Annotated in this window: 15 protein-coding genes; 6 read left to right on the forward strand and 9 right to left on the reverse strand. The window is 68.5% G+C overall.

Annotated features, from left to right (window positions below; all coding sequences use genetic code 11):
* Nucleotides 1–23: 23 nt before the first annotated feature.
* Together AB3X07_RS09540 and AB3X07_RS09545 are read right to left on the reverse strand one after the other, a co-directional pair.
* Nucleotides 24–1,190 carry a homocysteine S-methyltransferase family protein gene (locus tag AB3X07_RS09540; protein ID WP_369944269.1) on the reverse strand — a complete coding sequence of 389 codons (1,167 nt, stop codon included), beginning with the start codon at nt 1,188–1,190 and terminating at the stop codon, nt 24–26.
* A complete protein-coding gene (locus AB3X07_RS09545; RefSeq protein WP_369944270.1) occupies nt 1,187–2,188 on the reverse strand; it encodes an ArsR/SmtB family transcription factor in 1,002 nt (333 codons plus the stop codon). Before AB3X07_RS09545 ends, AB3X07_RS09540 begins: the two co-directional genes overlap by 4 nt.
* Before the next feature lie 93 nt (nt 2,189–2,281).
* Between AB3X07_RS09545 and AB3X07_RS09550 the strand changes: the two genes are divergently transcribed.
* Nucleotides 2,282–3,463, forward strand: a complete 1,182-nt coding sequence (locus tag AB3X07_RS09550; protein WP_369944271.1) for an acyl-CoA dehydrogenase family protein — start codon at nt 2,282–2,284, stop codon at nt 3,461–3,463.
* Nucleotides 3,464–3,795: 332 nt separating this feature from the next.
* On the opposite strand, the gene AB3X07_RS09555 is transcribed toward AB3X07_RS09550, so the two are convergent.
* Genes AB3X07_RS09555 through AB3X07_RS09570 form a run of 4 tightly spaced genes read right to left on the reverse strand, consistent with a single transcriptional unit; the run spans nt 3,796 to nt 9,131 of the window.
* Nucleotides 3,796–6,969 (reverse strand): multidrug efflux RND transporter permease subunit, encoded by a 3,174-nt coding sequence (locus tag AB3X07_RS09555; RefSeq protein WP_369944272.1) that lies wholly within the window; start codon nt 6,967–6,969, stop codon nt 3,796–3,798.
* Nucleotides 6,970–6,981: 12 nt separating this feature from the next.
* The gene (locus AB3X07_RS09560; protein WP_369944273.1) at nt 6,982–8,259 is read right to left on the reverse strand and encodes an efflux RND transporter periplasmic adaptor subunit; all 1,278 of its coding nucleotides are present in this window, start codon (nt 8,257–8,259) and stop codon (nt 6,982–6,984) included.
* The gene (locus AB3X07_RS09565; protein WP_369944274.1) at nt 8,256–8,906 is read right to left on the reverse strand and encodes a TetR/AcrR family transcriptional regulator; all 651 of its coding nucleotides are present in this window, start codon (nt 8,904–8,906) and stop codon (nt 8,256–8,258) included. Before AB3X07_RS09565 ends, AB3X07_RS09560 begins: the two co-directional genes overlap by 4 nt.
* A 30-nt stretch (nt 8,907–8,936) precedes the next feature.
* Complete coding sequence (locus AB3X07_RS09570) at nt 8,937–9,131, reverse strand: hypothetical protein (protein WP_369944275.1); 195 nt, start codon at nt 9,129–9,131, stop codon at nt 8,937–8,939.
* A gap of 17 nt (nt 9,132–9,148) precedes the next feature.
* Between AB3X07_RS09570 and AB3X07_RS09575 the strand changes: the two genes are divergently transcribed.
* The 5 genes from AB3X07_RS09575 (at nt 9,149) to AB3X07_RS09595 (ending at nt 18,599) form a co-directional block, all read left to right on the forward strand.
* Complete coding sequence (locus tag AB3X07_RS09575; RefSeq protein WP_369944276.1) at nt 9,149–14,254, forward strand: NAD-glutamate dehydrogenase; 5,106 nt, start codon at nt 9,149–9,151, stop codon at nt 14,252–14,254.
* 401 nt (nt 14,255–14,655) lie between these two features.
* Nucleotides 14,656–15,426, forward strand: coding sequence for an NAD kinase (locus AB3X07_RS09580; protein ID WP_369944706.1), 771 nt, complete (start codon nt 14,656–14,658; stop codon nt 15,424–15,426).
* A 135-nt stretch (nt 15,427–15,561) separates the two neighbouring features.
* Entirely contained in the window at nt 15,562–16,527 is a 966-nt protein-coding gene (locus tag AB3X07_RS09585; protein ID WP_369944277.1) for a 5'-nucleotidase, read from the forward strand.
* Complete coding sequence (locus AB3X07_RS09590; RefSeq protein WP_369944278.1) at nt 16,524–17,333, forward strand: transferase; 810 nt, start codon at nt 16,524–16,526, stop codon at nt 17,331–17,333. Before AB3X07_RS09585 ends, AB3X07_RS09590 begins: the two co-directional genes overlap by 4 nt.
* A 267-nt stretch (nt 17,334–17,600) precedes the next feature.
* Nucleotides 17,601–18,599, forward strand: a complete 999-nt coding sequence (locus AB3X07_RS09595; protein WP_369944279.1) for a YncE family protein — start codon at nt 17,601–17,603, stop codon at nt 18,597–18,599.
* A gap of 81 nt (nt 18,600–18,680) precedes the next feature.
* On the opposite strand, the gene AB3X07_RS09600 is transcribed toward AB3X07_RS09595, so the two are convergent.
* The 3 genes from AB3X07_RS09600 to sbcB form a co-directional block, all read right to left on the reverse strand.
* Nucleotides 18,681–19,217, reverse strand: coding sequence for a DUF2939 domain-containing protein (locus tag AB3X07_RS09600; protein WP_369944280.1), 537 nt, complete (start codon nt 19,215–19,217; stop codon nt 18,681–18,683).
* A gap of 111 nt (nt 19,218–19,328) precedes the next feature.
* Complete coding sequence (locus AB3X07_RS09605; RefSeq protein WP_369944281.1) at nt 19,329–20,015, reverse strand: DUF2461 domain-containing protein; 687 nt, start codon at nt 20,013–20,015, stop codon at nt 19,329–19,331.
* Entirely contained in the window at nt 20,012–21,451 is a 1,440-nt protein-coding gene (gene sbcB, locus AB3X07_RS09610) for an exodeoxyribonuclease I (protein ID WP_369944282.1), read from the reverse strand. The genes AB3X07_RS09605 and sbcB overlap by 4 nt, the downstream gene beginning before the upstream one ends.
* Nucleotides 21,452–21,507 lie beyond the last annotated feature (56 nt).

The raw sequence follows: 21,507 nt of genomic DNA on the forward strand, positions 1-21,507 counted from the left end.
CGGGCGTGCGCGCGGCGGGCATCTCAGGCGGCCTGCGCCTGCGCCGCCAGCGGCACGCGCGGCGGCAGCCCGCGCACCGCCTCGGCGATGGCGCGGATATGCGCGGGGGAGGTGCCGCAGCAGCCGCCGACCAGGTTCAGCAGCCCGGATTCGGCGAACTCGCGCAGCGTCGCCGCCATTTCCTCGGGGGTCTCGTCGTACTCGCCGAACGCGTTGGGCAGGCCGGCGTTGGGGTGCGCGCTGACGTAGCCGTCGGCGATCCGCGCCAGGGTCTCCACGTGCGGGCGCAGGTCCTTGGCGCCGAGCGCGCAGTTCAGCCCGACCGACAGCGGCCGCCCGTGCGCGACCGAGGCGTAGAACGCCTCGGCGGTCTGCCCGGACAGGGTGCGGCCGGAGGCGTCGGTGATGGTGCCGGAGATCATCACCGGCAGGCGCCCGCCGCGCGCGTCGAACACTTCCTCGATCGCATACAGCGCGGCCTTGGCGTTGAGCGTGTCGAAGATCGTCTCGACCATCAGGGTATCGGCGCCGCCGTCGATCAGGCCCTCGATCGCCTCGCGATAGGTCCCGCGCAGTTCGTCGAAGCTGGTGTTGCGGAAACCGGGATCGTTGACGTCCGGGCTGATCGAGGCGGTGCGGCTGGTCGGGCCGAGCACGCCGATGACGAAGCGCGGCTTGTCCGGCCCGCCGTCACGGACCTGCTGTGCTTCGACCGCGTCGCAGCAGTCGCGCGCGACCCGCGCGCCGGCCTTGTTGAGCTCATAGACCAGGTGTTCCAGGTGATAGTCGGCCTGGCTGACCGAGGTCGCGTTGAAGGTGTTGGTCTCGAGCAGGTCGGCACCGGCATCGAGATAGGCGCGGTGGATCTCGGAAATGACGTCGGGGCGAGTCAGCAGCAGCAGGTCGTTGTTGCCCTTCAGGTCGTGGCCCGGCGGCGGCGCGTGATCGCAGCCGGGGCCGTGCACGTGCGCGGCCTGGGTGCTGTCGTAGCCCTCGGCGAAGCGTTCGCCGCGGTAGTCGGCCTCCTGCAGCCCGTGCCGCTGGATCATCGTGCCCATCGCCCCGTCGATGATCAGGATGCGCTCGGACAGGGCCTGCAGCAGTTTCTGCGCGCGCTGTGGGTTTAGCCACCTGGTGGCTGAGAGTGGGGAATGGGGAATAGGGAATGGGGCGGAAGCGTCGGCGTTCATGCAGTTTCTCCTGCGACCGCTTTGCGCTTGGCGGTCGCTTTTTCGATTCCCGATTCCCGATTCCCGATTCCCGGCTTCCCAGCAATCAAGGAAATCACCTCGAAATGCGGCGGCCGTTTCTCGCGGGTCACGGTTTCCAGGCTGGACACCTCCAGCTCTGCCTTGTCCACGAACTTGCGAAGTTCCTTGGAAGAAAAGCCCAGGTTGACGTGGCCATAGGCCTGCACCGCGGCCTTGTGCTCGTGGCGGGCCAGGCTGCACAGCAGCAGGCGCCCGCCGGGGCGCAGCACCCGCGCCGATTCGGTCACCGCCTGCGCCGGCTTGGTGGCGTAGGTCAGCGCGTGCATCATCACCACCAGGTCGAAGCTGGCATCGGCGAAGGGCAGGGCGTGCATGTCGCCCTCGCGCACCTCCACATTGCTCAGACGGCGCAGGCGTTCGCTGGCCGCGGCCACCACCCGCGCGCTGGTGTCGATGCAGACGTAGCGGTGCGCGTGCGGGGCGACCAGTTCGGCCAGCACGCCGTCGCCGGAGGCGATATCGAGCACGTCGCCGGTCTCCAGCAGCGGCAGCGCGGTGCGCGCCAGCGCTTCCCAGGTGCGGCCCGGGGAGTAGTGGCGTTCCATGTCGCCGGCCACCGAATCGGCCCAGTTTTGGTCGGCGGCACGGTTGGCCAGGACCGCGGCCACGCGTTCGGCGTCCTGGCGCAGCAGCGGGTCGTCGCTGCCGGTGCTCAGCGCCAGCCACAGCGCGCGCTGCGCCGGATCCAGCAGGGTCTCGTCGAAGCGATAATAGGCGGACACGCCGGCGCGGCGGTCGCGCACCAGCCCGGCCTCCTTGAGCTTGGCCAGATGCGTGGACACGCGCGGCTGCGCCAGCCGAGTGATCGCCGACAGCTCGGCCACGGTCAGCTCCTCCTGTTCGAGCAGGGCCAGCAGGCGCACACGGGTCGCATCGGCGAACACCTTGAGCCGGCTCGACCAGTCCTCCAGATCCATAATATCTTCCTATCGCGATATAGAGATATTTTGGTCCGATGGGCGCGTCGGGTCAAGTCGCGCACACGCCTGCGTATGGTCTGGGTGGCTACAATGGCGGACCAGACAGCCCGGGAGGGGTTCTACGTGGATTTCAGCTTTACTGAAGAACAATTGATGATCCAGGACGTGGCGCGACGCATCGCCCAGGAGCGGATCGCGCCCAGCGCCGAGCATCACGACCGCACCGGCGAGTTCCCGCTGGAGAACATCCGCCTGCTCGGCGAGAACGGCTTGATGGGCATCGAGGTGCCGGAGGAATACGGCGGCGCCGGCATGGACCCGATCGCCTATGTGCTGGCCATGGTCGAGATCGCCGCCGGCGACGCCGCCCATTCCACCATCGTGTCGGTCAACAACTCGCTGTTCTGCGCCGGCATCCTCAAGAACGGCAACGAGGCGCAGAAGCAGAAGTACGTGCGCGCCATCGCCGAGGGCCGCGAGATCGGCGCCTTCGCGCTGACCGAGCCGCAGTCCGGCTCCGACGCCACCGCGATGCGGTGCCGCGCGGTGCGCCAGGACGACGGCAGCTTCGTCATCAACGGCAAGAAGAGCTGGATCACCTCCGGCCCGGTCGCCAAGTACATCGTGCTGTTCGCGGTCACCGATCCGGAGCAGGGCGCGCGCGGCATTACCGCCTTCGTCGTCGACACAGACAAACCCGGCTTCCACCGCGGCAAGACCGAGCCCAAACTCGGCATTCGCGCCTCGGCCACCTGCGAGATCGAGTTCCAGGACTACGTCGCCACCCCGGAGGAAGTGTTGGGTACCGCGGGCGAAGGCTTCAAGATCGCGATGAGCGTGCTCGATGCCGGCCGCATCGGCATCGCCTCGCAGGCGATCGGCATCGCCCGCGCGGCCTACCAGGCCACCCTGGACTACGTGAAGGAGCGCAAGGCGTTCGGCGCGCCGATCGGCACGTTCCAGATGACCCAGGCCAAGATCGCCGACATGAAGTGCAAGCTCGATGCGGCCTTGCTGCTGACGTTGCGCGCGGCATGGGTGAAGGGGCAGGGGCAGCGCTTCACCACCGAGGCTTCGGTGGCCAAGCTGACCGCCTCGGAAGCGGCGATGTGGATCACCCACCAGGCGGTGCAGATCCACGGCGGCATGGGCTATTCCAAGGAAATGCCGCTGGAGCGCTACTTCCGCGATGCCAAGATCACCGAGATCTACGAAGGTACCTCGGAGATCCAGCGCTTGGTGATCGCGCGCAACGAGACGGGGCTGCGGTGAAGCTGGGATTCGGGATTCGGGATTGGCCGATTTCGTAACTGTTGAAAGGTGAGGGGAAGGCGGCCGCAGGGCCGCTTTTTCCTTGCGTGGATCGCGGCGGGGAGCGAGCGATCCTTCCCGCCGGAAGCGGCGGGACTGGAGCCCCTCCCGCAGGATTTGCCCAGGCGTGGAATGCCGGCTCGAAGGTAGCTTCAGCCACGCGTTTCCCGATCCATACCCGGACAACAAAAAAGCGGCCTTGCGGCCGCTTTTTTGTTTGCCTCCACAGGATGGAAGGATCAGAACGGAGGGAGGACTCGAATCCCGAATCCCCACTCCCCAATCCCGGCCCCTCACCGATCCGGCTGATGCCGCGACTGTCCTTCCATCTGCAGCGCCTGGTACTCCTTCGACGGCTCGTCCAGCTTGTCGCCGAGCATGCGCCGCACCATCACGAAGAACAGCGGGATGAACAGCACGCCCAGCACGGTGGCGAACAGCATGCCGCCGATCACGCCGGTACCGATGGCGTGGCGGGCGTTGGCGCCGGCGCCGGTGGAGATCGCCATCGGCAGCACGCCGAGGATGAACGCGAACGAGGTCATCAGGATCGGGCGGAAGCGCAGGTGCGCCGCCTCGGTCGTGGCCTCGCGCAGGGTCTTGCCCATCGCGCGCTGCTCCACCGCGAACTCGACGATCAGGATCGCGTTCTTGGCGGCCAGGCCGATCACCGTGATCAGGCCGATCTTGAAGTAGATGTCGTTGGGCAGGCCGCGCAGCAGCGAGAACGCCACCGCGCCGAGCACGCCGATCGGCACCACCAGCAGCACCGCCACCGGAATCGACCAACTTTCGTACAGCGCCGCCAGGCACAGGAACACCACCACGATCGACAGCACCAGCAGTAGCGTGGCGGTGTTGCCGGCGATGATTTCCTGGTACGACATGCCGCTCCAGTCGAAACCGAAACCCGGCGGCAGGTCGTTGTTGACGATGTCCTCCATCGCGGTCATCGCCTGGCCGGAGCTGCCGCCCGGCGCCGGGTTGCCGACGATGTTGACCGCCGAGTAGCCGTTGTAGCGGTCCAGCGACGGCGAACTGTAGATCCAGTCAGACTTCACCACCGTGCTCAGCGGGATCATCTGCGGCAGGCCGTTGCTGTCGGTCGCGTTGCTGCTGGGCACGTAGAAGCTGCGCAGCGATTCGGGTCCGGTGCGGAACGGCGCGTCCGCCTGCAGGTTGACGCGCTTGATGCGGCCTTCGTAGAAGAAGTCGTTGACGTACACCGGCGCCAGCATCAGCTGGATCGACTGGTAGATGTCGCTGACCGACAGGCCCATCGATTGCGCCTGCACGCGATCCACGTTCAATTGCAGCTGCGGCGAGTTTTCCAGGCCGTTCGGGCGTACCCCGACCAGCGTGTCCTTGCGCTCCCCGGCCTTGCCGAGCACGATGTTGCGCGCCTGCAGCAGGGCGTCCTCGCCCTGGCCGCTGCGGTCCTGCAGCCACATGTCGAAGCCGCCGAACTGGCCCAGGCCGTTCACCGTGGGCAGGTTGACCACGAAGATCTGCGCGTCCTTGATCCCGTAGAACATCCCGTTCAACTGCTGGATCAGGTCGCCGGCGGCGATGTCGCGCTCGTCCCAGGGCTTGAGGCGGATGAAGCCCATGCCCACGTTCTCGCCGCGGCCCAGGAAGCTGAAGCCGGCCACCTGCAGCATGCCTTCGACCGCCTTCTGCTGCTGCAGCACGCCACGCATCTGCGCGAACACCTCGTTGGTGCGGGCCTTGGTCGCGCCCGGCGGCAGCTGCACGATCGCCAGTGCGAAGCCCTGGTCCTCCTCGGGCAGGAAGCTGCCCGGCATGCGCGTGAACAGGAAGCCGCACAACACCACCAGCAGCGCGAACACCGCCATCCAGCGCGGCGCGCGGCGGATGGTGCCGCCCACCGCGCCGACGTAGCGGTGGGCCAGCTTGTCGTAGTACTTGTTGAAGGTGCGGTAGACCCAGTTCGGGTTGTCGTTGTGGGTCGGCTTGAGGAACGCCGCGCACAGCGCCGGGGTGAAGCTCAGCGCCAGGAACGCCGAGAACGCCATCGACATGGCGATGGTGATCGCGAACTGCTTGTAGATCGCGCCGGCCGCGCCGGGCTGCATCGCCGAGGGGATGAACACCGCCGCCAGCACCACGGTGATGGCCACCACCGCGCCGGTGATCTGGGTCATCGCCTTGTGCGTGGCCGGCTTGGGCGCCAGGTGCTCCTCGGACATGATGCGTTCGACGTTCTCGATCACCACGATCGCGTCGTCGACCACGATGCCGATCGCCAGCACCATCGCGAACAGGGTCAGCTGGTTGATGGTGAAGCCGATCGCCCACATGCCCAGGAAGGTGCCGAGCAGCGCCACCGGGATGACCAGGGTGGGAATGATGGTGGCGCGGAAGTTCTGCAGGAACACCAGCATCACCAGGAACACCAGCACGATCGCCTCGATCAGGGTCTTGACCACTTCCTCGATCGAGATCTTGACGAAGGTGGTGCTCTCGTACGGCGTGAACCAGGTGACGCCCTGCGGGAAGCTGGGCTGCAGCTCGTCCATCTTGGCCTTGACCGCCTCCGACACGTTCAGCGCATTGGCGCCGGGCAGCAGCTGGATGGCGAAGGCGCCGGTCGGCTTGCCGTTGTACTGGGTGTCGAAGCCGAAGTTGGTCGGGCCGAACGATACCCGTGCCACGTCCTTCAGTCGCACCACGGTGCCGTTGCCGTCCGCGCGCAGGATGATGTTCTCGAACTGCTCGGGCGAGGTGAAGCGGCCCTCGGCGCTGACCGTGGCGGTGAACGACTGGCCCTGCGGCGCCGGATCCGAGCCGATCGAGCCGGCGGCGAACTGCACGTTCTGCGCGCGGATCGCGGTGTACACGTCGTTGGCGGACATGTGGTAACCCTGCAGCTTCTCCGGGTTGAGCCAGATGTCCATGGCGTACTCGGCGCCGAACTGCTGGGTGCTGCCGACGCCGGGCACGCGCGAGATCTGCTCCAGCACGCGCGAGCCGACGATGTCGTTGAGCGCGTCGCGGTCGATCGACGGGTTCTCCGAACGCAGCGCGATCACGCTGAGGAAGCCGGCGTTGGCCTTGGCCACCACCACGCCCTGCGCGGTCACTTCCGAGGGCAGGCGCGGGGTCGCCAGCGACACCTTGTTCTGCACCTGCACCTGGGCGATGTCCGCGTCGGTGCCGGTCTCGAAGGTCAGGGTGATGGTGGCGGTGCCGCTGGAGGACGACGACGAGTTGAAGTACAGCAGGTGGTCGATGCCGGTCAGCTGCTGCTCGATCACCTGGGTGACCGAGCGTTCGGTGGTGCTGGCGCTGGCGCCGGGGTAGGTGGCGGTGACGGTCACCTGGGGCGGGGCGATCGTCGGATACGACTCGACGCCGAGATTGAGGATGGCGATCACGCCGCTCAGCGAGATCAGGATCGCCACCACCCAGGCGAAGACCGGGTGTTCGATGAAGAACTTAGGCATGGGGGGAGTCCGTTACTGCTTCGGCTGGTCGGAAGGCGAGGCCGCGTCCGGCGCGTCGCCGTGCGCGGCGTCCTGTGCCGGGGCGGGGTTCTTGGCCGGCGCCGCGGCGCCCTGCGCGCCGTTTGCGGGTGCCGCGCCAGCGCCCTGGCCCTGGGCGGCGGCGTTCGGATCCCACGGCTTGGCCACGGCCGGTGCGCCTTCCTTGACCTTGGGCAGGCCGCTGACCACGACCTGGTCGCCGCTCTGCAGGCCGCCGCTGACGATCCACTTGTCGCCCTGCTGGCCGACCGTGGTCAGATCCTTGCGCACCACCTTGCTGTCCTTGCCCACCACCAGGGTATAGGCGCCCTTCGCGTCGCGCAGCACCGCCGCCTGCGGGATCAGGTACACGTCCTTGCGCTGGCCCAGGTTGGCCGAGAAGCTGACGAAGGCGCCGGGCAGCAGCACCCGGTCCGGGTTCGGCAGCAGTGCGCGCAGCGTCACCGAGCTGTTGCTCGGATCGACCGCGGCGCCGGAGAAGTCCAGGGTGCCTTCATGCGCGTAGGTGCTGCCGTCGCCGAGCTTGATCTGCACGGTCGACTTGCTCTGGTCGCTCAGCGCCACGTTGCCCTGCGTCTGCGCCTGGCGCAGCTGCGCCAGTTCGTCGGCGCTCATCGAGAAGTTGACGTACAGCGGATCGAGCTGGTCGATCGTGGTCAGCAGGGTGCTGTCGCCCTGGCCGACCAGCGCGCCCTCGGTAACCTGCTGCTTGCCGGCGCGGCCGGCGATTGGCGCGGTGACGGTGGCGTAGCCGAGGTTGATGCGCGCCGATTCGACCGCCGCGCGGGCCTGCTGCACCGCGGCCGCGGAACTGCGCTCGGTGGCTTCGGCCGCGTCCAGGTCCGACTTGGAGACATAGGACTGCGGCGCCAGGCTGCGCGCGCGGGTGGCGGCGGCCTTGGCGTTGGCATAGGTGGCTTCGGCCGCGGCCAGTTGGCCCTGCGCCGAGGCCAGGGTCGCGCGCAGCGGCGCCGGGTCGATCTGGAACAGCGGCTGGCCTTCCTTGACGTCGGTGCCTTCGGTGTACAGGCGCTTTTCCAGCACGCCGGGGACGCGGGCGCGCACGTCGGCGCTGCGGAACGCGGACAGGCGGCCGACCAGTTCGCGCTGCAGCGGCACGGTCTGCGGCTGCGCCTGCAGCACGCCGACTTCCGGCGGCGGCATGGCCTGCTGCTGTTCCTGTTTCTTGCAGGATGCCAACACCACCACGACGGCGCAGGCCAGGGCGAGGGAACGCAACGGGGAGGTCATCGGGTGGTACTCCGGTCTGGTGTTGATAAGGAAAGGGAAGGGGCTGCGGCGAACGCGCGCAGAAAATTGTCGACCGCGAATTCGGCCCAGGCACGCTGCGCGTCGCCGCGGCGATGCGCGGTGTGGAAAAACTGCCGCTCGAAATCCAGACCGACGATCATGCTCAACAGCAGTTCGGCCATGAAGTGCGGATCGTCATGGCGCAGCTGGCCCGCGGCCATCGCCAGTTGCAGGCGCTCGCTCAGGCGTTGCATCAGCGCGCCGGCGCTGTCGCGGAACAGGGCGCGCGCTTCTTCCGGGAAATGCCGCGATTCGGCGGCGATCAGCTGGCAACTCTGCAGGACGCGTGGTTCGGACAGCTGTTCCAGATGCTCCCGGGCGAAGCGCAGCAGGCTGCCGCGCAGGTCGCCCTGGGCCGGGCCCAGGTGGGTGGCGCTCAGTTCCATATGGTCCTGCATCACCCGCTGCAGCAGGTCCTGCTTGCTGCGGTAGCGGCTGTACAGGGTCTGCTTGGAGCAACCGGCGCGGGCGGCCACCGCGTCCATGCTCAGGCGCATGCCTTCCTCGGCCAGCAGCTCGCGTACGGCGTCGTACACGCGCTGATCGCGCGCCTGGCGTTGTGCGGCAGAGGCGAGGGGGAGGCTCATCGATTGTGGACTATACCGTCCAGTTTAGAATTAGAACAGCCTTGACAAGGTGACGTTCATGGTCACCGCTACGCCATTGCCAAAGCATGGTGAGCGCCGCGTGACGGCGGCGTTGCGGCCGCTTTGCGGGTTCTGGCGCGTCGCCGTCGACGTGGCCAGCCGGTTGCGATGCAGCAAGGTAGTTGAACGGCGCACCGGTACAATTTCGGCTTTCCCATCGAGCATCGTTGCTGCTCTCCGTCATGAAACCCAAACACGCCGCTCCCCGTTCCAGCAAATCCCCGGCCGCCACCCGCACTGCCGCGGCCCCGTCGCCCGCCAAGTCGGCCAAGCCCTCCGCCAAGCCTCCCGCCGCGTCGCCGGCCAAGCCGGTCGCTCCGCGCAAGGCCGCGGCCAAGCCGGCCGCCGCCGCGGCCACCGCCAAGGTGGTCGACGCGCTGCCCGCCGCCGCCGGCTTCAGCTTGGCGCCGGTGTACGCGGCGCTGCGCAAGCGTTACCCGGCCGCCCGCCAGGAGGAGGCGCAGGTGTTCGCCGAGGCGTTCTACAAGCGCATGGAGGAGGACGAGTTCCCCCACCACAGCCCGCAAGAGTGGGCGGCGCTGGCGGCCTCGATGCTGGAGTTCGCGCGCAAGCGCAAGCCGGGCACGGTCAACGTGCGGGTGTTCAATCCGGACCTGAAGCACGACGGCTGGGAGTCCTCGCGCACGGTGCTGCAGATCGTCAACGACGACATGCCGTTCCTGGTCGATTCGGTGAGCATGGCGCTGGCGGAGCTGGGCATCGGCGTGCATGTGCTCGGCCACCCGGTGCTGCGCATGAGCCGCGACAAGGCCGGCAAGCTCGACAGCGTGGGCGAGGGCAAGGCGGAATCGCTGATGCTGCTGGAGATCGACCGGCAGCCGCCGGAAGACATGCCGCGGGTGGAGGCGGCGATCCAGCGCATCCTCGGCGAGGTGCGCAACATCGTGCGCGACTGGGGCGGCATGCGCGAGAAGATGCTGACCCTCGCCGACGACCTGACCACGCGGCGCCTGCCGGTCGACGACAAGGGCCGGCGCGAGGCGCAGGAGTTCCTGCGCTGGGCCGCGGCCGACCATTTCACCTTCTTCGGCTACCGCGAGTACCGCGTCGAGAAGCAGGCCGGCGAAGACGTGCTGGCGCCGCTGGAGGACAGCGGGCTGGGGCTGCTGCGCGGCCACGACAAGTCGCCGGCGCGGCCGGTGCGCACCCTGGCCGCGCACGGCCTCAGCGAGTCCGGGATCAAGGACGCGCTGATCCTGACCAAGACCAACGCGCGCTCGCGGGTGCACCGCAGCGGCTACATGGACTACATCGGCGTGCTGGAATTCGACGCCAAGGGCCGCATCGTCGCCGAGCAGCGTTTCCTGGGCCTGTTCACCTCCAGCGCCTACAACCGCCGGCCGTGGGAGATCCCGCTGGTGCGCGAGCGCTACGACGCGGTGATGCGCAGGTCCGGGCTGACCGCCAGCAGCCACAGCGGCAAGGCGCTGCGCCACATCCTGGAGACGCTGCCGCGCGAGGAACTGTTCCAGTCCAACGAGGAGGAGCTGTACCGCACCGCGATGGGCATCCTCGGCCTGCAGGAGCGGGTGCGTAGCCGCCTGTTCCTGCGTCGCGACAAGTACGGCCGTTTCATCTCGGCGCTGGTGTATATCCCGCGCGAACGCTTCAACACCGACGTGCGCCTGCGCATCGAGGCGCTGCTCAAGGACGCGCTGCACGGCGAGTACATCGACTCCAGCGTGGTGCTGGGCGAATCGCCGCTGGCGCAGCTGCACCTGATCGTGCGGCCCAAGCCCGGCGAGGCGCTGGAGTTCGACACCACCGAACTGGAATCGCGCCTGGCGCACCTGCTGCGCAACTGGCAGGATGACCTGCGCGAAGCGCTGGTCGCCAGCCGCGGCGAACGCGACGGCCTGCGGCTGTCGGCCGGCTACGGCCGCGCGCTGCCGGCCGGCTACATCGAGGAATCGACCGCGCAGATCGCCGCGCGCGACGTCGAGCGCCTGGCCGCGCTGCGCGGTCCGGACGACCTGCACCTGAGCCTGCAGGCGCTGCGCCGCGACGGCGCCGACAGCCTGCGCCTGAAGCTGTACCGCCAGCGCGACGACCTGCCGCTGTCGGACGTGCTGCCGATGATGGAAAACCTGGGCCTGCGGGTGATCTCCGAGCGCCCGTACCGGCTCACCGTGGACGGTACCGTGCTGTACATCCAGGACTTCGAGGTGGAGCCGCTGGCCGGCAGCATCGATGTCGCGCGCGCCGATGCGCCGCTGTGCGAGGCGTTCGTGCGCATCTGGCGCGGCGATGCCGAGAACGACGGCTTCAACCGCCTGATCGTCGGCGCCGGGCTGGACTGGCGCCAGGTGGCGATCCTGCGCGGCTACTGCAAGTACCTGCTGCAGACCGGCGTGCCGTTCTCGCAGGCCTACGTGGAAGAGACCTGCAGCCGCTATCCGCTGCTGGCGCGGCTGCTGGTGGAACTGTTCGAGGCGCGCTTCGACCCGGCCACCGGCAACGAGAGCAAGGCGCAGATCGCCGAGGGCCAGGCCGCGCTGGCGGCGCAACTGCGCCTGCTGGCCGGTGCCGACGAGGCCGCGCTGAAGGCGCTGCAACCGGTGATCGACGCGCGCGGCGGCGACCGCGCCGCGCAGCTGGAGGCGGCCAATGCGGCGTTGCTGAAGCTGTTCGATCAGGTCGCCAGCCTCGACGAAGACCGCATCCTGCGCAGCTTCAAGGGCGTGATCGAAGCGACCCTGCGCACCAGCTACTACCAGGCCGGCAAGGACGGTCAGCCGGGCCACTGCATCAGCTTCAAGCTGGATTCGGCCAAGGTGCCGGACCTGCCCAAGCCGCGTCCGTACCGGGAGATCTTCGTGTACGGCCCGCGCGTGGAAGGCGTGCACCTGCGCTTCGGCGCGGTGGCGCGCGGCGGCCTGCGCTGGTCCGACCGGCGCGAGGACTTCCGCACCGAGGTGCTGGGCCTGGTCAAGGCGCAGATGGTCAAGAACACGGTGATCGTGCCAGTCGGCGCCAAGGGCGGCTTCTTCTGCAAGCGTCCGCCGGTCGGTGGCGACCGCGACGCGGTGCTGGCCGAAGGCATCGCCTGCTACAAGCTGTTCATCCAGGGCCTGCTGGACATCACCGACAACATCGTCGGCGGCAAGATCGTGCCGCCGCCGCAGGTGGTGCGCCACGACCAGGACGACCCGTACCTGGTGGTCGCCGCCGACAAGGGCACCGCGACCTTCTCCGACATCGCCAATGGCCTGGCGCTGGACCATGGCTTCTGGCTGGGCGACGCGTTCGCCTCCGGCGGCTCGGTCGGCTACGACCACAAGGGCATGGGCATCACCGCGCGCGGCGCCTGGGAGTCGGTCAAGCGCCACTTCCGCGCGCTGGGCCGCGATTGCCAGAGCGAGGACTTCACCTGCGTGGGCATCGGCGACATGTCCGGCGACGTGTTCGGCAACGGCATGCTGCTGTCGCGCCACATCCGCCTGTTGGCCGCGTTCGACCACCGCCACATTTTCCTGGATCCCAATCCGGATGCGGCGGCGTCCTTCGCCGAGCGCGAGCGCCTGTTCAAGCTGCCGCGGTCCAGCTGGGCCGACTACGACGCCAAGCGGATCAGCGCCGGCGGCGGCATCTATCCGCGCACGCTCAAGTCGATCGAGATCAGTGCGCCGGTGCGCGAGGCATTGGGCCTGGAGCCGGGCGTGAAGCAGCTTTCGCCGAACGAGCTGATGAACGCCATCCTCAAGGCGCCGGTGGACCTGTTCTGGAACGGCGGCATCGGCACCTACGTCAAGGCCGCCAGCGAGACCCACGGCGACGTCGGCGACCGCGCCAACAACGGCCTGCGCGTCAACGGCGGCGAACTGCGCTGCAGGATCGTCGGCGAGGGCGGCAACCTCGGCCTGACCCAGCTCGGCCGCATCGAGGCCGCGCAGGTCGGCGTGCTGCTCAACACCGACTTCATCGACAACTCGGCCGGCGTGGACACCTCCGACCACGAGGTCAACATCAAGATCCTGCTCAACGACGTGGTGCAGGCCAAGAAACTGACCCTGGAGGCGCGCAACAAGCTGCTGGCATCGATGACCGACGAGGTCGCCGAACTGGTGCTGTGGGACAACATCCGCCAGAACCAGGCGCTGAGCCTGATGGAGCGCATGAGCGTCAAGCGCCTGGGCTCCAAGCAGCACTTCATCCGCACCCTGGAAGCGCAGGGCCTGCTCGACCGGCAGATCGAATACCTGCCGTCGGACGCGGAGATCTCCGCGCGCAAGGCGCGCGGCCAGGGCCTGACCCGGCCGGAGCTGGCGGTGCTGCTGTCCTATTCCAAGCTGGTGGCGTTCCAGCAGCTGCTGGAATCGGACATCCCCGAGGACCCGTACCTGTCCAAGGAGCTGCAGCGCTACTTCCCGCAGCCGCTGCAGAAGAAGTACGCCGATGCGATGGAGCGGCACCGGCTCAAGCGCGAGATCATCGCCACCGCGGTGACCAACACCACCATCAACCGCATGGGCGCCACCTTCCTGATGCGCATGCAGGAAGACACCGGGCGCAGCATCGGCGAGGTTGCCAAGGCCTACACCATCAGCCGCGAGACGCTGGATGCGCGCGCGCTGTGGACGCAGATCGACGCGCTGGACGGCAAGGTGCCCGAGTCGGTGCAGATCGACGCGCTGGAGGTGATCTGGACGCTGCAGCGCGCCTTCGTGCGCTGGCTGCTGTTCCGCCCGGGCCCGATGCCGGGCATCACCGCGGCGGTGGAGCGCTACCACGAGCCGTTCAACGACATCCGCGTCGCCTCCGGCGTGCTCCCCGATTCGCAGCGTCCGCTGTACGAGGCGCTGGTGCAGGAGTGGCAGGACAAGGGTCTGCCGCCGGCGCTGGCGCAGCAGTTGTCGGAGCTGCGCTTCCTGGAACCGGCGTTCGACATCATCGAGATGGCGCGCACCCGCAAGCTCAAGCCGGTGGAGGTGTCGAAGGTGCACTTCCGTCTCGGCGAGGCGCTGCAGTTGCCGTGGCTGTTCGAGCAGATCGACGCGCTGGAGGTCAACGGCCGCTGGCATGCGGTGGCCCGCGGCGTGCTGCGCGACGAACTGGCCAAGCATCACGGTGCGTTGGCCGGCCAGGCGCTGAGCCTGCCGGGCGGCAACGCCGAGGCCAAGGTGCAGCACTGGCTGCAGCGCGACGACAGCAGCCTGCGCTTCACCTTGAACATGCTGCAGGAACTGGCCGCGCAGAAGACGCTGGACTATCCGACGGTGTCGGTGGCGGTGCAGCGGCTTGGCCAGTTGGCGGCGCACGGTGTTTAACACCGTGGTCAGGCCCGCTGTGCGGGCCTGACCCAACGTTTGCGGCGCAAACGTTGGCGCCGCACGGCGGCCTTGCCTATCCCCCGCGGCTTCGCCGCGCCCCCCTTAACAGAAGGGGGGCTTTGCTCCAGTAAGGACTGTGGCGGTGGGTTAGGGCAGGTGTGGCGGCAGGGATTGGAGAGTCGGAATTGGGGATTCGCCAAGCGGCGACGCTCTTTCGCTACGGCGCAACAGGCGGCTTTTACAATCCCCAATCCCGAATCCGGCCTTTCGTGGATGCGCAAGACGCGGCTTACGGCTCTCTCCGTCCCGTCTCCGCCACGACAGCTCGCTTCTACCATTCCCGAATCCCGGCTTTTCATGATCGGCCGGGTATGATCGGGGCCATGAATGCTCCCGCGCTGCCTTCCGCTCCCCGTATCTGTTTTCTTGCCAGCACCGCGCCGCCCGCGATGCAGGCGCGCGATCAGTTGATCGCGCGCTACGGCGACCATGCGCCTGACGATGCCGACGTGCTGTGCGCGCTCGGCGGTGACGGCTTCATGCTGCAGACCCTGCATCGCCACGGCAGCCTGGGCAAGCCGGTGTTCGGCATGAAGCTGGGCACCGTCGGCTTCCTGATGAACCAGTTCCGCGACGACGACCTGGTCGCGCGCCTTGCCCTGGCCGAACCGGCCAAGCTGCGGCCGTTGGAGATGCTGGCGCAGACCGAGTCCGGCACCAGCACCGGCTCGCTGGCCTACAACGAAGTCTCGCTGCTGCGGCAGACCCGCCAGGCCGCGCACGTCAGCATCGACCTCAACGGGCAGACCCGGGTCGACGAACTGATCTGCGACGGGGTGATGGTGGCCACGCCGGCCGGCAGCACCGCCTACAACTCCTCCGCGCACGGACCGATCCTGCCGCTGGGCTCGCACACGCTGGCGCTGACCCCGATCGCCCCGTACCGGCCGCGGCGCTGGCGCGGCGCGATCCTCAAGGCCGACACCGAAGTGCGCCTGCGCGTGCTCGACCACTACAAGCGCCCGGTGAGCGTCACCGCCGACTCGCACGAGACCCGCGACGTGGTCGAGGTCACCATCCGCGAATCGCGCGACCGCCTGGTCACCCTGCTGTTCGATCCGGAACACAATCTGGAGGAGCGGATCTTGAGCGAGCAATTTATGGTTTGAGGGCTGGGAATGGGGAATCGGGAATGGGGAATCGCAACAGCGGTTTCCGTGTTCCTGATTTTTCCCGTATCACATCCGCGCCGGTAAACCGCTTCTCCCCATTCCCCATTCCCGACTCCCCATTCACAGCCCCCAATGTCCGACAACACCCCCCGCCTGCTCACCGTCGCCATCACCTCGCGCGCCCTGTTCGATCTGGAGGAGGGGCATGCGTTGTTCGAGCAGCAGGGTGTGGAGGCGTACAGCGCGTATCAGCGCGAGCGCGAGGACGATGTGCTGGCGCCGGGGGTGGCGTTCCCCGTGGTGCGCAAGCTGCTGGCGTTGAACCAGGGCACGCCGCCGGAGACACCGCCGGTGGAGGTGATCCTGCTGTCGCGCAATTCCGCCGACACCGGCCTGCGCATCTTCAATTCGATCCAGCACTACGGGCTGGGTATCGTCCGCGCCACCTTCACCTCCGGCGAGCCGACCTGGCCGTACGTCAAGCCGTTCGGCACCGACCTGTTCCTGTCCGCCAATCCTGAATCGGTGCGGCGCGCGCTGAGCCACGGCATCGCCGCGGCGACGATCCTGCCCAAGCCGCCGGGCGAGCGCGCGCAGGAAGCCGCCGCCGCGGCCGGGACGATCGCTTCGGAACGGTTGTCCACGCAGTTGCGCATCGCCTTCGATGGCGACGCGGTGATCTTCGGCGACGAGGGCGAGCGCTTCTCGCGCGAGCAGGGCGTGGAGGCGTTCGGTCGCTACGAGCGCGAGAACGCGCGCGAGCCGCTGACCGGCGGGCCGTTCCGCAATTTCCTGTCGGCGCTGCATGCGCTGCAGGCCGCGTTCCCGGCCGGCGAGGCCTCGCCGATCCGCACCGCGCTGGTCACCGCGCGCTCGGCGCCGGCGCACGAGCGGGTGATCCGCACCCTGCGCGAATGGGGCGTGCGCCTGGACGAGGCGCTGTTCCTCGGCGGCCGCCACAAGGGGCCGTTCCTGCAGGCCTTCGGCGCCGACATCTTCTTCGACGATTCGCAGCACAACATCGACAGCGCCGCGCGCGAGCGCGTGGCCGCCGGGCACGTGCCGCACGGCGTGGCCAACCTCATCGCCAAGCCGTGAACCCGGCGCCGGGCGGCCGCTGGGCGACGCTGCGCCAGTTGCTGCGGGCACAGGGCGCGCAGACGCAGGCGCTGCGCCCCGGCCGCCCCTACGTGGAGCGCGGCTGGCGCTACACCAGCCTGCAGTTCAAGGGCGAGGTGACGCAGAGCCGGATGCTCACCTGGTGGCCGCATGTGCTGGAGGTGGGCTACACCCGCAGCATGCTCGGCGCGCTGCTGCTGCGTCCGGACCCGCGCCACATCGGCATCGTCGGCCTCGGCGGCGGCTCGCAGGCCAAGTTCTGCTACCGGCACCTGCCGCAGGCGCGGATCGAGGCGATCGAGGCCGATGCCGACGTGCTGGCGCTGCGCGATGCCTTCCACATCCCGGCCGACGATGCGCGCTTCCAGGCCGTGCACGGCGACGGCGCGCGCCTGCTGCCGCAACGCCGTGGCCGTTACGACCTGCTGTTGCTCGATGCCTACGATGCCGACGGCATCCCGGCGGCGCTGCTCAGCCGCGGCTTCTACGAGGATTGCCACGCGGCGCTGGCGCCGGGCGGGGTGCTGGCGGTGAACCTGTACGACACCGACACCCGTCGCCATCTGGCGCATCTGCGCGCGCTGTTCGACGGCCGCGTGCTGCGCCTGGACGAACCGGAGATGGACAACCACGTTGCATTCGCCTGGACCGGCGCGCTGCCGGCGCTGGATGCGCGTGCCGCATTGGCGCGCCTACCATGGTCGGCACGCTGGCAACTGCGTGTACCGTTCCGGCGGGTGCAGCAGGCGATGACGGCCGCAGCGGCGCGGCAGGCGCGACCGTAGGTGGGCGGCACCCAATCGCGCCGTTCCTGCCTTGGCAGCCAATCGTGAGTGCGGATGCCCTTGTGCGGCGCCATGCCGCGCTTGGGGTGGCTACCTCGCTTGCCCGCTGTACGGAGTGCGATGGCTTGGCGCAATCCAGGTGCGTAGCACTGCCGCTGTGCCGACATTGGCCGAAACGCGCAACGCCGCCAACCGTCGCATGCGAGCACGCAACGCCGCGCCGCGATCCTGCAAACTCCAGGCTCCGCATGCACGCCGTTCGCACCGATGAGTCCGCACGCTGATTCGCCTCTCCAGCCCGCCACGGTCCTCTGGCGCACCACCGTCCCAGGCACGGCCGCGCAGCGGTTGTGGGTGGACGACCGAACCGGGCGCGTCTTGGTATCGGATGGATGGGGCGTCGGTTTCGGCGCGCTGCGGCTGCGCGCGCTCGACATGGCGACGGGCGCTGAAGTGGCCGCGGTCGCGCTCGGCAACCAGGCACGGGCTGTGGCGCGCGATGGCGAGGACGGCGTGCTGGTCGCGACCGACACCAGGCTGTTCCGGCTCGATGCCGACACGCTCGAGGTGCTACAAAAGTGGACGACCCGCATTCCCCGATACAGCGATCAGCTGTTGCTTGCAGGCGGCCACGTGCATGCGATCAATGCCAGCGCGGCGCATCTGAGCGCCATGCGCCTGCCTGAGGGAAGCGTGCGCCGACGCGTGCTGGAAGAGGATCTGCAGATTCACCCGACCCTGGACGGGAACATCCTGGCGGTCGCTGCCACGGGCAGCGTCTGGTTGGCGCAACCGGGTTTGGATCGCCCGCCGCAACGCATCGCGCGGACCCAGCCGGTCTGCCATTCGACGATGGACGGAACGGGTCGCCTCTGGCTGTCGCTTGGGCGCGGGCGGGTGCGCGAAGGCAACAGGGTGTCCTGGGCGGCGCCGACCCCCAACGCCGGATGCATGGACCCGCCGTACAACACATTCACCGCGTTCGATCTCGGTATGGACTTCTGGCAGATGGCCAGTACCCAGGACGGCAACGTGGTCTCGGTCGCCGCGGCGACGATGACACGTGGCGAAGCGCCTCGCTACGTCCAGGCGAGCGTCGCCTCGTTTCGTACCCATGATCGCCATCGGCTTAGTTGGGTGCAGGCGCCTGAGGACTTCGAGATCGTGTCGATGTACCCGCAGGCAGGCCGGGCGTTCGCCACGCGCTGCCTGTGGCAAAAGGAGGGAGATGCGGAAGTCTCCGAGCTTGTCTGCCTGCGGCTTTAGGCGCTTGCGGCGCCTGCTGCGTCATGCCGTTCCCGCTCGACGCAGGGCGCCGTGGCGCTGCGCGCCTTGCCGAGGCTGCGCCTACAGCGGCAGCAGGATGTTGCTGAGCTTCCAGCGCAGGCCGTCGCGGGTGAACACGCAGGGGATCGCGGTGCCGTCGGCGGTGTGGATCGTGGCGACGAAGCGCGAGGTGGATTCGAAGCGATGTTCGGCCTGGCGCAGCGGTTGCGGCGGGCGCGGCGCGGCATAGGTGTCGCCGCCCACGGTGTCGCCGCGGGCGCGCTTCCATAGCGCATCGCCCTGCAGCAGCGCGCCGATGCCGGCCGGGGTGACCATCGCGTCCACGCCGATGCCGCTGACGCTGCCGGCCAGCGACAGCAGCGCGCCGCCGAACAGGCCGGATTGCAGATCCGGACCGGCGCGGCGCACCAGCGCATCGTCGACCTGCGCCTTCAGGTTCACGCGCAGGGTGGGGAAGTCGACGTAGCGTTCCAGCGCCGCCGCGTCGCGCTGTTCCAGCGCCTGGCTGATCCCGCGTATCGCCAGGTACGGCCCGGCGACGACGTAGCCGCCGACCGCGAGCAGGGCGAGGAACAGCAATGCCAGCCATTTCTTCATGGGATGCCTCGGTACGAAACCAGCTTTTTGTAGGAGCGGCTTCAGCCGCGACAGAACCTGCGACGGAGACCTGTCGCGGCTGAAGCCGCTCCTACAGGGAGCGCGGTCATCTCAGAATTCCAGGTCCAGCGCCGCGCACAGGTAATCCACGAACGGGCCCAGCGTCTGCAGGTCCGCCGCCACCAGCGCGCGCAGCTTGGGCCCGGTCATGGTGGCGTCGTCGAGCTGGCGCCAGAACACCCAGTTCTTGTGCTTGAGGTCGTCGATGAACTCGAACTCGGCGGGGAAGCCGCGCGGCGGCCGAACCAGCACCTCGCTGGCCTCGAAGTCGAAGCGGCGGCGCAGCTTCGGCGCGTGCGCGGCGGCTTTCCAACTGCCCGGGTTGTCGAAGATGAACTGGCGCACCTTGCGTTGCGTGTCCGGTTCCGGATGCCACAGGCCGGCGCCGACGAAGCTCTCGCCCGGTTGCAGGTGGATGTAGAACGAGGGCGCAGGCACCTGCTTGCGTCGCTCATGGAACAGGCGCGCGCCCTGCCAGGTCTTGTACGGCGACTTGTCGTTGGAAAAGCGCGCGTCGCGATGGATGCGGAACAGCGACCCGCCAACGCCGCGCGGATCGGCGCGGAAATGCTCGCTGACCTGGGCCAGGTCCGGCTGCAGGTCGGTGATCAGGCGCAGGAACGGCTGGCGCACGTGCTCCTCGTACTTGTGCCGGTTGTCGTTGAACCAGGCCTTGTCGTTGTGCCGCGCCAGGGCACGCAGGAACTTGAAGCTGGCGTCGCTGAAATAGCTGGTCATAGGGTGCGTTGCAGGTCTTGGGCCCAGGCGGCGAGCTGGTCGAGCAGAACCTGCTTGGTAGCATCGTCGGGGTGAGCCAGGCGTAAATCGGCCAGTTGCGCGTAGTAGCCGTCGAAGGTCAGTTCGGACAGGCCGTTATCGTCGACCAGGCGCCGCCGCCGGTAGTCGTCCCAGCGTTGCTGCTCGACGATCGACAAGGTCTGCGGCCAGTTGCGCGCGCGGTAGCGGAACAGCAGTTCGGGCAGGCGTGGATCGCGGAAGCCCTGTTCCAGCGGCGCCAACTGCGCCGGCGGGGTGGCGCGGACCTGCGCCATCGCACGCTTGTCGGCATCGGCCAGGAAGCCGTCGTACAGCGACGCATCCGCATCGGCGGGCATCGCCGCACGCTCGTTGCCGAACACGCGGCGCACCTTCTCGGCCAGTTCCGGCCCGGCCTCGCGCAGGCGCGCGGCCTTGGCCTGGATCTGCGCCGGATCGATGCCCAGGCGGGCGAAGTCGGGGGCGCGCAGGTGCGACCAGGCGACCAGCGCCGGCGCCTTGTTCAGATGCACTTCCTTCAGCGGAATACGCTGTTCGCCATCGGGCAGGTCGGCCTGCGGCGTGTACAGGCGGTCGGCGATCTGGTCCGGGGTGCAGCGCAGCAGCGGCTCCACGTCCCCCTCCAGGTCGAACACCAGCACCCGGCTGTCGATGCGCGGATGCCGCGCCAGCGGCAGCACCGGCGCCGCGCACAGGCGCGCGGCCGGATAGCGCATCGACACGTGCAGCACAGGCTGCATCGCCACCACGTCGAGCAGGCCGCCACAGAAGCGCTTGTCGCGCAGCTTCAGCGCGTACTCCCACAGCCGCGGCTGGCGCTCGCGGAAGTGGCGGGCCATGCCGATGGTGGCGTAGACGTCGGACAGGGCTTCATGCGCGTCGCCGTCGCGCACGCCGTTGGCCAGCGCCAGTTGCTCCAGCTTGAACGAGGTGGCGCCGTCCTCGCGCCGCGGCCAGACGATGCCGTCCGGGCGCAGCGCGTGCATCAGCCGCAGCATGTCCAGCAGGTCCCAGCGCGAATTGCCGTTGCGCCACTCGCGTTCGTAGGGATCGTGGAAATTGCGGAACAGGCCGTGGCGCACGAACTCGTCGTCGAAGCGCAGCGAGTTGTAGCCCAGCGTGCAGGTCTGCGGCCGCGCCATCTGCTCGGCGATGCGCGCGAATGCATCGGCCTCGTTGACGCCGTCGCGCAGCGCCTGTTGCGGGGCGATGCCGGTGATCAGCGTGGCGATCGGCGAGGGCAGCAGGTCGTCGGCCGGTCGCACGAAGAAGCTGATCGGCTCTTCGATCACGTTCAGCTGCGCATCGGTGCGCACCGCCGCGAATTGGGCGATGCGCGTGCGCCGCGGATCGGCGCCGAAGGTTTCCAGGTCGTAGAAGAGGAAGCTGTCGGGCATGGGAATCGATTGGTGCGGGCAAGGCAGGCGAGGCGCGTGTGTAGGAGCGGCTTCAG

The organism is Xanthomonas sp. DAR 35659 (genome assembly GCF_041242975.1).
Taxonomy (GTDB): domain Bacteria; phylum Pseudomonadota; class Gammaproteobacteria; order Xanthomonadales; family Xanthomonadaceae; genus Xanthomonas_A; species Xanthomonas_A medicagonis.

Bases quoted from the DNA above. Each gene is read 5' to 3' on its own strand.
- AB3X07_RS09605 (WP_369944281.1), bottom strand. From the start codon at position 20,015: ATGACCAGCTATTTCAGCGACGCCAGCTTCAAGTTCCTGCGTGCCCTG.
- AB3X07_RS09585 (WP_369944277.1), top strand. From the start codon at position 15,562: ATGTCCGACAACACCCCCCGCCTGCTCACCGTCGCCATCACCTCGCGC.
- AB3X07_RS09600 (WP_369944280.1), bottom strand. From the start codon at position 19,217: ATGAAGAAATGGCTGGCATTGCTGTTCCTCGCCCTGCTCGCGGTCGGC.
- AB3X07_RS09560 (WP_369944273.1), bottom strand. From the start codon at position 8,259: ATGACCTCCCCGTTGCGTTCCCTCGCCCTGGCCTGCGCCGTCGTGGTG.
- AB3X07_RS09575 (WP_369944276.1), top strand. From the start codon at position 9,149: ATGAAACCCAAACACGCCGCTCCCCGTTCCAGCAAATCCCCGGCCGCC.
- AB3X07_RS09570 (WP_369944275.1), bottom strand. From the start codon at position 9,131: ATGCTCGATGGGAAAGCCGAAATTGTACCGGTGCGCCGTTCAACTACC.
- sbcB (WP_369944282.1), bottom strand. From the start codon at position 21,451: ATGCCCGACAGCTTCCTCTTCTACGACCTGGAAACCTTCGGCGCCGAT.
- AB3X07_RS09540 (WP_369944269.1), bottom strand. From the start codon at position 1,190: ATGAACGCCGACGCTTCCGCCCCATTCCCTATTCCCCATTCCCCACTC.
- AB3X07_RS09555 (WP_369944272.1), bottom strand. From the start codon at position 6,969: ATGCCTAAGTTCTTCATCGAACACCCGGTCTTCGCCTGGGTGGTGGCG.
- AB3X07_RS09565 (WP_369944274.1), bottom strand. From the start codon at position 8,906: ATGAGCCTCCCCCTCGCCTCTGCCGCACAACGCCAGGCGCGCGATCAG.
- AB3X07_RS09595 (WP_369944279.1), top strand. From the start codon at position 17,601: ATGAGTCCGCACGCTGATTCGCCTCTCCAGCCCGCCACGGTCCTCTGG.
- AB3X07_RS09550 (WP_369944271.1), top strand. From the start codon at position 2,282: ATGGCGGACCAGACAGCCCGGGAGGGGTTCTACGTGGATTTCAGCTTT.
- AB3X07_RS09545 (WP_369944270.1), bottom strand. From the start codon at position 2,188: ATGGATCTGGAGGACTGGTCGAGCCGGCTCAAGGTGTTCGCCGATGCG.